This window comes from Pseudomonas sp. PB106 (genome assembly GCF_009764645.1).
Classification (GTDB): domain Bacteria; phylum Pseudomonadota; class Gammaproteobacteria; order Pseudomonadales; family Pseudomonadaceae; genus Aquipseudomonas.
The window spans coordinates 1-11,705 of the sequence record NZ_RWIM01000018.1 but is presented as its reverse complement, the minus strand read 5'-3'; the positions used below and the strand labels follow the sequence as shown (position 1 = coordinate 11,705).

The window sequence follows — 11,705 nt, the reverse complement described above, 5'->3', positions numbered from 1 at the left end:
TCCTACATTGGGTTGCGGGCCCCTGTAGGAGCTGCCGAAGGCTGCGATCTTTTGATCTTTCCACACAATCTCCACATTCCCCCCACAAAACCCCCACACCCGATCACCAGACTCTGCCCATCCAAACAGGGAGAGTCCCATGAACAAGAATCTGACCATCAAGCTCGGCGCCATCGCCCTGCTGATCCTGCTGTTGCTGATCCCGCTGCTGATGATCGACGGTGTCATCGACGATCGCCAGCAACTGCGCGACGGCGTGCTTGAAGACATCGCGCGCAGCTCCAGCTACAGCCAGCAACTGCGCGGGCCGGTGATGGTGGTGCCGTATCGCAAAGTGATTCACAACTGGAAAACCAACGACAAAACCAACCAGCGCTACGACGAACCAAGCGAAGAGCGCGGCCGTTTGTACTTCCTGCCGGAGCGTTTCGAACTCGACGGTCAGGTGCAAACCGAACTGCGCGCGCGGGGCATTTATGAGGCGCGGTTGTTCCACGCCGACAACCGCATCAACGGCCACTTCTCATTGCCGGCGCAGTTGGGCATCAAAGAGGACTTCACGGATTATCAGTTTGATGCACCGTTTCTCGCGGTCGGGATCAGCGACATTCGTGGCATCGAAAATGCGCTGAAACTGGAACTCGATGGCCAGCGCCTGGACTTCGTTCCCGGCACGCAAGTCGGTTGGCTCGGCGAAGGTGTGCGGGTGACGCTACCACTGCTCGACACCAGCAAAACCACCGAGCTGAGTTTCGGTTTTGATTTGCGCCTGCAAGGCACCGGCTCGCTGCAAGTGCTGCCAGTGGGCAAGTCCAGCAGCGTCAGCCTTAGCGCCAATTGGCCGCATCCAAGCTTTATCGGCAACTTCCTGCCGGCCAAACGCGAAATCAACGATCAGGGCTTCAGCGCCGATTGGCAGACCACGTTTTTTTCGACCAACCTGCAAGACGCCATGAGCCGTTGTGTGGGCAGCAATGACTGCGAGGCGTTTAACGGGCGCAGCTTTGGTGTGAGCTTCATCGACCCGGTGGATCAGTATCTGAAAAGTGATCGGGCGATCAAGTATGCGCTGCTGTTCATCGTCCTGACGTTCGCCGGTTTCTTTCTCTTCGAAGTGCTCAAGAGCCTGGCCGTACACCCGGTGCAATACGCATTGGTGGGCGTGGCGCTGGCGTTCTTTTATCTGTTGTTGCTGTCGTTGTCGGAACACATCGGTTTTGCTCTGGCGTATCTGCTGTCGGCCAGTGGTTGTGTGTTGTTGATCGGGTTTTACGTCTGCCATGTGCTGCACAGCGTGCGTCACGGTTTGAGTTTTTCGGCGGGGTTGGCGGCGTTGTATGGCCTGCTCTACGGATTGTTGAGTGCCGAGGATTACGCGTTGTTGATGGGCTCGTTGTTGCTGTTCGGTCTGCTCGGTGTGTTTATGGTGCTCACGCGCAAACTGGATTGGTACGGGATTGGGCAGAAGCCGGGCAAGCCGCTGGAGTTTGATGTGGGGGCGATGCAATGAGCCGGTCGCTGGGGTTGCGTGAGGATCAGTGCTGGAAGGATGAGTTGGTGACGCGGATTATCGGGTTTTTGCCTGTGGAACCGAGGTGGTGCCATCGCTGGCAAGCCAGCTCCCACAATGGATTCGGTGAAGACGCAAATCCTGTGGGAGCTGGCTTGCCAGCGATAAGGCCGGAACAGGCGCCAAAAAACTAAGGCTTGGGCATGGTCGCGATCATGGACGGTCGCTGGCTCACTTCAAAGAACCAGTTGGCCAGTTGCGGGTTGGCGTCGCGCCAGCCCAGATCCGGGAAGCGCAGGTCGAGATAACCCAGCGCACACGCCACACTGATCGCCGCCACATCGAAATGACTGGTCAGCTCGGCAATCGCATCGTGTTCCAGCACCGCGAGGGCGCGGCGGATTTTGTCGCGCTGGGCTTCAAGCCATTCGTCCCAATGCTTTTCCGGGGCGCGCAGCACTTGTTCGTAACGCACCAGCACCGAAGCATCCATGATCCCGTCGGCCATCGAGGCCAGGGTCAGGCGCCGCCAGCGCGCCGCACCTTCGCGGGGGATCAGCGGGTTGCCGACGTGCTGCTGGTCGAGGTATTCGAGGATCACGCGGCTGTCATGGATGACATTGCCATCGGCCATACGCAGGGCCGGGATCTTGCCCAGTGGATTGTCGACATTGAGCTGCGCACTCGGGCTGACCGGGCTGAGCACGCAGTCTTGCAGCGCGACGCGATCCTGCTGACCGGTCTCATGCAGCAAGACCATCACTTTGCGCACGAACGGGGAGAGGGTGTTGTGGTACAGGGTCATGCTTGGGGCGGACATGGATGAACCTCGGTGATCGTCGAAGAGCAGGAGGTTAGCCTAGCCAGATGCGGCGAGGCTGGCGAGGTAATTTGTGGCGCTCCAAAGGCCGCCATCGCTGGCAAGCCAGCTCCCACAAGGATTTCTGCCGAACTTGAAATCTGCGTTCATCGCAAAACCTGTGGGAGCTGGCTTGCCAGCGATGAGGCCATTACCGACAACGCCAAAACTACCTGCGCAGCAGCAATCCCTTGATGGCCACAAACGCCGGCACACCCAGCCCGACCCAGCTCAACGCATCCCAGATCCCATCCCCCAACAACGCCGCAAACAACCCCGCTGCACTCAGCAGCGCAATCACCAGCGGCGTGCTGAACACCTTCCAGAAATTCGATTGACGCGGCTTCATGCAGACGCCTCCGCCGTTTCCAGCACGGGCTTGGCCGCTTTGCGTCGCACCACCCACAGATATACGCCACTGGCGAGAACGATGATGGTCAGCACATCGAGCGTGGCCCAGAGGATTTTCATCGGCATGCCGCCGTAGTCACCGAAGTGCAGCGGTTGCGACATGCCCATGGCGTCCATGTACCACGGCCGTTCGGCCACGGCGGTGACCTTCAGGGTGGTGGCGTCGATCAGCACCGGCGTCAGCAAGTGCGAAGTCAAATGCGTGCCGCCCTTCATGAACACTGAGTAATGGTGTTCGCTGGAAAAGCGTGTGCCGGGGAAGGCGATGAAGTCAGGTTTCATGCCCGGCGCGACTTCAGCGGCGATGTCGAGCAAACGCGTGGCGGGTGCTAGTTGCGTCAGCGGCGGGGCATCGCGGTACGGCTCGATCAGCGCGGTGAGTGCATCGTTGCGCCATGCGGCGATCAGCAGGTCGGCGCAGGCGCTGATCACGCCGGTCACGCCGACCACCAACGCCCAGGTCAGGGTGACAACGCCGATCAGGTTGTGCAGGTCGAGCCAGCGCAAACGGGTCGATTTTTCCTGACGCACCGTGCCGAATTTCAGCCGGCGCATGAACGGCAAATACAACACCGTCCCGGACACGATGGCGACGACAAACAGCAAGCCCATGAACGCCAGCAGCAACTTGCCCGGCAGCCCGGCAAACATGTCGACGTGCAAGCGCAGGATGAACAGCATCAAGCCGCCGTTGGCCGAAGGCGTTTCCAGCGCTTCACCAGTGCGCGCATCAAGCATGAAGGTGTGCGACGAGTTCGGTTCGGTACCGGCGGTTTTCGCCATGATCGCGAAGGCCGCGTTCGGGTCTTCGTCGTCATAGCCGAAATACTGCATGACTTCGCCGGGACGATGTTTCTGCGCCGCGTCCACCAGTTGCTGCAGATTGAGCTGCGGCGTGTCGGCCGGCATCTCCCGCAACTCTGGGGCATCACCGATCAGATGATCGATTTCATGGCTGAAAATCAACGGCAGACCGGTCAGCGCCAGCATCAGCAAAAACACGGTGCAGATCAGACTGGTCCAGGTGTGGATGAACGACCAGCGACGGATAGTTTTACTTTTCATTTCATGACCTTCAAAAACACCAAAGCCGTCCACGAGGGACGGCCTGGTAACAGGGCCTGGTTCAGCTCAGTCGCTTACCACTTGTAAGTAGCGCTGGCGATGACGCTGCGCTGGTCGCCGTAGTAGCAATAAAAGCCGTCGCAGGTGGAAATGTAGTCCTTGTCGAACAGGTTGGTCGCGTTAAGTGCCAGCGACGCACCTTTGAGGCTGTTGTCCAGACGACCGAGGTCGTAATGCACGGCGGCGTCGAACACGGTGTAGGCGTCCGCTTTGCCCAGCCAGGTGTTGCCTTTGTCGCCATAGGTGTTGCCAGTGTAACGGACACCGCCGCCGATGCCGAAGCCGTCGAGCACGCCGGAATGCCAGGTGTAATCAGTCCACAGCGAGGCTTGTTGGTTCGGCATCAGTTGCAGGCGATTGCCCTTGTCGACGCCTTTTTGCACTTCGGATTTGGCCAGAGTGTAGGCGGCGATGACTTTCAGGTTGTCGGTCACGTCGGAGACTGCTTCCAGCTCCAGGCCTTTGACTTTCACTTCGCCGGTCTGGCTGGTGATGGTCACGTTGTTGACGATGCTGTTGACCGAGACGTTCTTCTGGGTCAAGTCATACACCGCCGCGCTGAGCAGGGTTTTGCTGCCCGGTGGCTGGTACTTGATGCCCAGTTCCCACTGCTTGCCTTCGGTCGGCTTGAACGAGTCGGTGGCGGTGGCATCGGCGCCAGCGGTCGGCTGGAAGGATTCGGCGTACGACAGGTACGGTACGAAGCCCGAGTCGAACACGTAGCTGATCGCCGCGTTGCCGCTGAAGGCCTTGTCACGCTGGGTGTTGGTGGCGTCGTCCTTGTTGAAGAATTTGGTGCTGGTGTGCACCCAGTCTTCGCGCCCGCCCAGGGTCAGACGCCACTGATCCAGAGCCATTTGGTCCTGCACGTAAAGGCCGGTCTGGGTGGTCTTCTGGTCGTAATCGTAAAACGCGCTGGAGCGCGGTGGACGAACGATGGTCTGGCCGTAGATCGGGTTGTTGACGTTGATCTCCGGCGCGCTGCCGAAGATCGAGGTGTAGTTGTCGTTGCTGCGCTGATGGTCGAGACCCAGCAGCAGGGTATGACGGATGTCGCCGGTAGCGAAGTCAGCCTGGAAGTTGTTGTCCACGGCGAATTGGCTGATGTCCTCATCGACGTTGGTGGTGCCGCGACCGACATTGCCCTGATCGTCCACGGTGAAACCGGCGAACGACGGGTTGTAGCTGTTGACGGTGACCGTCTGGAACGCCAGATCCGACTTGGTGTAACGCAGGTTCTGCTTGAACTGCCAGACATCGTTCAGGCGATGTTCGAAGGCATAACCGAGCGCGTAGTAGGTGCGGTCGTAGAAGTCGTAGTCAGGATCACCGAGGTTCTTGTGGTGGGAGATCTTGCCGAAGGGCATGTCGATCTTGGTGCCCTGGATCGGATAGAACTGGCTGGTGACACCGGTATCGTCACGGGTGAACTGCGTGAGCAGGGTCAGCTTGGTGTCGTCGTCGATGTTCCAGGTCAGGCTCGGCGCGATGTTGTAGCGCTTGTTTTCGATATGGTCGATCTGCGTATCGCTGTCGCGCACCACGCCGCTGATGCCGTAGAGGAACTGGCCCGCTTCATCGATCTTGCCGGTGCTGGCGAAGTTGATCTGGCGGTGATTGTCGCTGCCGTACTGCAATTGGATTTCGCTGCTGGCCTCGGCGCTTGGACGACGGCTGACCATGTCCAGCAGGCCGCCCGGCGGGGTCTGGCCGTACACCGAAGAAGCCGGGCCGCGCAGCAGGGCGAGGCGGTCGAGGTTCCAGGTTTCCGGTTTCGGGTTGGCGTAGATACCGCGTGGCAGTGCCAAGCCATCGAGGTACTGGGTCGGCTCGAAACCCCGTACGCGCAGCCAGTCGATGCGGGTGTCGCTGCCGTAGCTGCTGGCGGTGATGCCGGGCATGTAGCGCACGGCGTCGTCGAGGCTGTGTACGCCACGGTCTTCCATTTGCTGACGGGTGGCCACGGAAATCGAGCGCGGTGCTTCGACCAGTGCCGTGTCGGTCTTGGTGCCGGCGGCAGTGCGGCTGGCGGTGTAGCCTTCGACCGGGCCCCAGGCGCTTTCGAGGTTTTCCACACCGATGATGGCGGTTTCCGGCAGGGCCATCGCGCCGTCAGGTACGGCGACCAAGGTGTAAGTGCCCGCGCCGCTCTGTTCCAGTTGCAGACCGGTGCCACGCAGGGCCGCGCGCAGAGCGCCGGCCGCGTCGTATTGGCCGTTGACCGGCGCCGACGTCTTGCCCGCCGCCAGCGCTGGGCTCAGCGACAGCGCGAGGCCACCCTGGCTGGCGATCTGGTTGAGGGTGGTCGACAGCGGCGCCGCCGGCAGGTTGTAGGCGCGCACGCTGGACGCTTGTTCAGCGGCAAGCAACGGGTTGCTGATCAGCGGCGTGCTGAGCGCGATGGCGACAGCCAGCAGACTGGGGCGCAACAAGGTGTCTAGCGAACGGGACATACGGCGGCTCCTGAATGGAAATATTTCTCAATTGCCTGTGTGCCGGATGAAACTGAAAAAGTGATAGGGCTGGATGAAAATAATTTCGATTAACTGAAAGTGGAGGCTACTGCGACCTCATCGCTGGCAAGCCAGCTCCCACAGGGTTCAGTGCTGTTCACAAAATTGATATTCACCACAGCTCCCTGTGGGAGCTGGCTTGCCAGCGATGGCGGCCGTTCAGACAAACCATTAATCAGACTTGGAATCAGCCTTCGCGACAGTCACCCAATAAGGCGTGTGCTGCTCGATTTGCACCGGCAAGGTCGGCAGCAGGGCGCTCAAGGCTTTGTCGGTGTCATGCAGCGGAAAGCTGCCGGTAATGCGCAAGTCCGCCACGTCCGGCGCCACGCCCAGATGCCCACGACGATAACGCCCGAGCTCATGCACCAGATCGCTCAACCTGGCGTTGTCGACCACCAGCATGCCGCGCGTCCAGGCATCAGCGCCGGGGTTGAGGGCGACAATCGAGCCCAAGCCATCACTGCGCAGCAGCACTTGCTGGCCTTCACGCAGGATCTGTTCTTGCGGATTCGTCTGTGCGTGCGCCGCCACCGCCGACTGCAACACGCTCAAACGCGTTCCCTCTTCTTCGCGCTTGACCAGGAACCGCGTACCCAAGGCGCGCATGCTGCCCTCGCGGGTTTCGACGATGAAGGGCCGCGGATCGCCGTGGCCGGTTTCGACCAGAATCTCGCCTTCCTGCAACACGATCAGTCGGCGCTTCTCATCGAAACGCACATCCACGGCACTGTGAGTATTGAGATTGAGCACGGTGCCATCGGACAGATGCACGATGCGTTGCTCACCGGTGGCGGTGCGCTGATCGGCGAGCCAGTAATCCAGCGGCAGAAATCTTTCACTGGCGAACAGCCCCAGCCCCACGATCACCACGACGCTGGCCAGACCGCTGCCCAACGTGCGCACGCGGCGGCGAATGCCCTCGCGCGATTGCAGCAAGGCGCTACGGGCCGGACCTTTGGCCACGTTGAAACGCTGATCAAGCATGCCCAACTGGCGCCAGGCGCGGGCGTGTTCTTCATTGGCCGCATGCCATTTGGCGAACTCTTCGCGTTCCAGCGCAGTGCTCGAATCGAGGGTCAGTTGCCAGGCAATTGCCGCGTCCAGCACATGGGCCGGCACCGGTCTGGAACTGGCCGGGCTCACGTCGGCTCACCGTACAGGGCGATGTAACACTGCCGGATGCCTTGCGCCAGATATTGGCGCACACGCGGCACGGAAACGCCGAGCTTCTCGGCGATCTCGGCATGGCCGAGGCCATCGAGGCGGTTATAAAGGAAAGCGGCGCGGGCCTTGGTCGACAGTTTGCCGAGCAAGCGGTCGATGGCCTTGAGGTCTTCGAGGATCAGTTGCTGTTCTTCTATAGAAGGTTGTTCGCCTTCGGGGATCAGCATCAGTTCGGTGAGGTAAGCCTGTTCCAGCGCGGCGCGACGGAAGTAATCGAACAACAGGCCTTTGGCGATCGCCACCAGAAAAGCCCGGGGCTCGCGGGGCGTCAGCAATTCATCGCGGCCGAGCAGGCGCACGAACGTGTCCTGACTCAGATCCTCGGCCCGTTGCGGGCAGGCCACATTGCGGCGCAGCCAAGCCAATAGCCAACCGCGATGGTCGCGATACATCGCACCAACGACATCACTGTGAGGGCTTTGGGCTGAAGGCACCGAATATCACCGATTGGGAAATATTAACTAACGCGAATTGTTCGCGATTCTGGCAGAGGTGGGAATGGTTAGCAATTGGCCACTGGTCAGATCATGTGCTTGGTTAACCCGTAGGAGCTGCCGAAGGCTGCGATCTTTTGATCTTGTTTTTGAGGACCAAGGTCAAAAGATCGCAGCCTGCGGCAGCTCCTACCGGGGGATTTGATGGGGCTTTAGAAGGATGGCGCTTGCTGGCGGCGCTTCCACTGACTCAACCGCTGCTGCAAATTCAACGGACTATGAATCTGCTGCTGACGCGCCCGGCTGAACAGAATCAACGCCAGCTCCGCCGTGGCCAGCGCATCGGCACTCGCGTTATGCCGCTCGAACACTTCGAGCTTGAACCATTCGATCCACTCATCCAGCCCGGCCTCGCGAATCTGCGCCTGCGGGCACACCAGCGGCGCAATATCAGCGACATCCACAAACACTTGCTGCAACTTGTGCCCCAGATGTTCCTTCAATGCGCGCCCGAGCATGTGCTGATCGAATGGCGCATGAAACGCCAGCACCGGGCTGTCGCCGATAAACTCAAGCAGTTCCAGCAAGGCCTCGGCCGGATCACTGCCTGCGGCAATCGCATTTGGCCCCAAGCCATGAATCAGCACGCTGGGGCTGAGCTTCAATTCGCGGCATTGCAGCGTGCGTTCGAACTGCTGGCTGAAATCGATCGCGCCATCCTCGATCACTACCGCGCCAATCGACAGCACCCGATCCTTGTTCAGGTTGAGTCCGGTGGTTTCCAGATCCAGCACCACCCAGCGCTGTTCGCGCAGGGTGCATTCGTTCAGTTCGTTGATCGTCGGCAACTGGGTCAGCCGCTGCTGCAACTCCGCTGGCACTATCGGACTGGCCGGGCGCAGCCACGAAAACAGGCTCATAGCTGATACCGCAAGGTCAGGCTGCTTTGCAGGCGCTGGGCCTGGCGCAGGGATTCACGCAGGATGCGCCGGTCGAGGTGATTGAGGCTGTCGGGATCGACGCGGTTGGAGTACGGCAGATTCTCGCGGGTCTGCAACTGATGCTGCTGCATGCGCGTCTGCTGAATGAAGTGATACGCCTCTTCATACGCCGCGCCGTCCAGCCGTTCGATGACCTCTTTGTCGACCAACTGGCGGAAGCGTTCGAGGGTGTTGTTGGCGTCGATGCCGTTGGCCAATGCGAGCAAGCGCGCGCCATCCACGAATGGCGTCAGGCCTTGAACCTTGAGATCCAGCGTGGCTTTCTCGCCATTCTTGCGCGCCAGCACAAACTCACGGAAACGCCCCACTGGCGGACGATTGCGTAAAGCGTTTTCGGCCATCATGCGCTGGAACAAACGGTTGTCGCCGACCTGATCAAGAATGCCCCGGCGCAACTGTTCGCAGCTTTGCTCATCGCCCCAGACCACGCGCAAATCGAAATAGATACTCGACCCCAGCAGGTTCTCCGGCGTTGCCTCACGAATAAACGCCGCAAAGCGCCGCGCCCATTCCGCCCGTGACAGACACAGCTCGGGGTTGCCGGCCATGATGTTGCCCTTGCACAGGGTGAAGCCGCATTGCGCCAGGCTGTGGTTGATCTGCTGGGCAATCGGCAGCAGCTTGCCGCGAATCTCTGCGGCATGCGCGGCGTCGCGGGCATCGAACAGAATGCCGTTGTCCTGATCGGTGTGCAGTGTCTGTTCGCGCCGGCCTTCGCTGCCGAAACACAGCCAGGTGAACGGAATGCCGGGGTCGCCTTTTTCGGCGAGGGTCAGTTCGATCACCCGGCACACGGTGTGGTCGTTGAGCAGGGTGATGATGTGGGTGATCTGCGTCGACGACGCGCCGTGGGCGAGCATGCGTTCGACCAGTTGGCCGATCTCGCCGCGCAGGGTCACCAACTGTTCGACGCGCTGAGCGCTGCGAATCGTCCGCGCCAGATGCACCAGATCGACCCGTTGCAGGGAAAACAGATCACGCTCGGAAACCACGCCGCACAAGCGCTGATCCTTGACCAGGCAGACGTGGGCGATGTGCCGTTCGGTCATCGCGATCGCCGCGTCGAAGGCGCTGTGATCCGGCGACAGGTAGAAGGGCGCGCGGGTCATGTGGTGTTCGATGGCTTCGCTGAAATCGCCGACGCCTTCCGCCACGACATGGCGCAAGTCGCGCAGGGTGAAAATCCCCAGCGGCGCCTTGTGCTCATCCACCGCGACAATGCTGCCGACCTGTTGCTCGTGCATCAGCTTCACCGCTTCGCGCAGCGGCATGTCGGGGCTGCATGTCACCGGATGACGCATGGCCAGTTCGCCGAGGCGGGTGTTCAGCGAGTATTGCGTGCCGAGGGTTTCCACGGCTTTCTGCTGCACTTGCTGATTGACCTGATCGAGCAGGCTGCTGACCCCGCGCAGGGCGAAGTCGCGGAAGGCGTTGGAGAGGGCGAACAGCTTGATGAAGGCGAGTTTGTTCAGTTGCAGGCAGAAGGTGTCTTCGCCGGCCAGATGTTCGGTGCGCGTCGCGCGTTCGCCAAGCAGCGCGGCCAGGGGAAAACATTCGCCCGTGGTGATTTCGAAAGTGGTCTCGGTGCCGGGCTTGGTGATGTGCTGGCGTTCGCCGACCACCCGGCCTTGCTTGACGATATAGAAGTGTTCGACCGGGCCGTCGCCGGGTTTGATGATGCTCTCGCCCTGAGCGTAAAACCGCAGCTGACATTGCTCCACCAGATAGGCGAGGTGGGCGTGTTCCATCTGATTGAAGGGCGGGAAGCGCTGGAGGAATTGCAGGGTGCCCTGAATGTTCTGCAATACCGCGGTTTTCCCTGCCTGGGTGAAGGCATCCGCTTTACTCATAACCATTACCGCAGTCTTTTTCGAATTGTTGTTGTCGGATCGTTATGGCCATGGTCGGCCCCTACGGACAGGGTGCCCATTGGACGTAAGTCTAGGTTTTGCCACCATGGGCGAAGTTTCGGAGATGCCCTACGCAAACAGTCGGAAATTCCCTCGGTTACCCCCTTGGAAAAAAATCCGACGAAGTGCACATTGAAGCTCTGCCCTGCGATGTCTGACCACTTGCCAAGGGATTGATTTGAACATTTAGAGAACGCCATGTCCGACCACGATATTTTGAGCGATGCCGAGCGTGAAGCGCTCAGCGCAGTGATGCTCGAACCCGATCTGCCGCCGCAGCGCGTCTTGATCGTCGATGACGACAAGGATGCCCGGGAACTGCTATCGGAGATTCTCGCGTTGGACGGCATTCGTTGCATGACCGCAGCCAGTGGCGAAACGGCGTTGAAGATGCTGGCGGAGAAACCTTCGATCGGGCTGGTGATTACCGATCTGCGCATGGGCAATGTCGATGGCCTGGATCTGATCCGCCAAGTGCGCGAGTCGGTGCGGGCGGCGATGCCGTTCATCATCGTTTCGGGCGATGCCGATGTGAAGGACGCGATTGCGGCGATGCATTTGAGCGTGGTGGATTTTCTGCTCAAGCCGATTGATACGGTGAAGTTATTGGCGTTGGTGAAACATGAATTAGGTATCGAGTCCTGAGGTTTGAAGATCAAAAGATCGCAGCCTTCGGCAGCTCCTACAGGTGATCTCATGTAGGAGCTGCCGAAGG

The 11,705-nt window shown here is 60.1% G+C and carries 10 protein-coding genes; 2 read left to right on the top strand and 8 right to left on the bottom strand.

All coding sequences use genetic code 11. The features are described from left to right. Positions 1–139: 139 nt before the first annotated feature. Positions 140–1,510, top strand: a complete 1,371-nt coding sequence (gene creD / locus EJA71_RS03675; RefSeq protein WP_158954401.1) for a cell envelope integrity protein CreD — start codon at positions 140–142, stop codon at positions 1,508–1,510. A 190-nt stretch (positions 1,511–1,700) separates the two neighbouring features. Here the strand turns inward: creD and EJA71_RS03670 are convergent, their stop codons facing one another. From EJA71_RS03670 to EJA71_RS03635, 8 genes are all read right to left on the bottom strand, one after another. Continuing rightward, positions 1,701–2,330, bottom strand: coding sequence for a glutathione S-transferase (locus EJA71_RS03670; protein WP_158954399.1), 630 nt, complete (start codon positions 2,328–2,330; stop codon positions 1,701–1,703). Between the two features lie 208 nt (positions 2,331–2,538). Continuing rightward, positions 2,539–2,718 (bottom strand): hypothetical protein, encoded by a 180-nt coding sequence (locus EJA71_RS03665; protein WP_158954397.1) that lies wholly within the window; start codon positions 2,716–2,718, stop codon positions 2,539–2,541. Continuing rightward, entirely contained in the window at positions 2,715–3,845 is a 1,131-nt protein-coding gene (locus EJA71_RS03660; RefSeq protein ID WP_158954395.1) for a PepSY domain-containing protein, read from the bottom strand. The genes EJA71_RS03665 and EJA71_RS03660 overlap by 4 nt, the downstream gene beginning before the upstream one ends. A 74-nt stretch (positions 3,846–3,919) precedes the next feature. Further along, positions 3,920–6,358: a TonB-dependent siderophore receptor gene (locus tag EJA71_RS03655; protein WP_158954393.1), complete on the bottom strand. Its 2,439-nt coding sequence runs from the start codon at positions 6,356–6,358 to the stop codon at positions 3,920–3,922. A gap of 231 nt (positions 6,359–6,589) precedes the next feature. After that, complete coding sequence (locus EJA71_RS03650; RefSeq protein ID WP_158954391.1) at positions 6,590–7,564, bottom strand: FecR domain-containing protein; 975 nt, start codon at positions 7,562–7,564, stop codon at positions 6,590–6,592. Further along, on the bottom strand, positions 7,561–8,037 hold the full coding sequence (locus EJA71_RS03645; protein ID WP_256661316.1) for an RNA polymerase sigma factor: 477 nt from the start codon (positions 8,035–8,037) through the stop codon (positions 7,561–7,563). The genes EJA71_RS03650 and EJA71_RS03645 overlap by 4 nt, the downstream gene beginning before the upstream one ends. A 254-nt stretch (positions 8,038–8,291) precedes the next feature. Then, entirely contained in the window at positions 8,292–8,999 is a 708-nt protein-coding gene (locus EJA71_RS03640; RefSeq protein ID WP_158954386.1) for a PolC-type DNA polymerase III, read from the bottom strand. Continuing rightward, on the bottom strand, positions 8,996–10,936 hold the full coding sequence (locus EJA71_RS03635) for a putative nucleotidyltransferase substrate binding domain-containing protein (protein WP_158954384.1): 1,941 nt from the start codon (positions 10,934–10,936) through the stop codon (positions 8,996–8,998). The genes EJA71_RS03640 and EJA71_RS03635 overlap by 4 nt, the downstream gene beginning before the upstream one ends. A 252-nt stretch (positions 10,937–11,188) precedes the next feature. On the opposite strand from EJA71_RS03635, the gene EJA71_RS03630 reads away from it, so the two are divergent. Next, positions 11,189–11,635 (top strand): response regulator, encoded by a 447-nt coding sequence (locus EJA71_RS03630; RefSeq protein ID WP_158954382.1) that lies wholly within the window; start codon positions 11,189–11,191, stop codon positions 11,633–11,635. Positions 11,636–11,705: the final 70 nt, after the last annotated feature.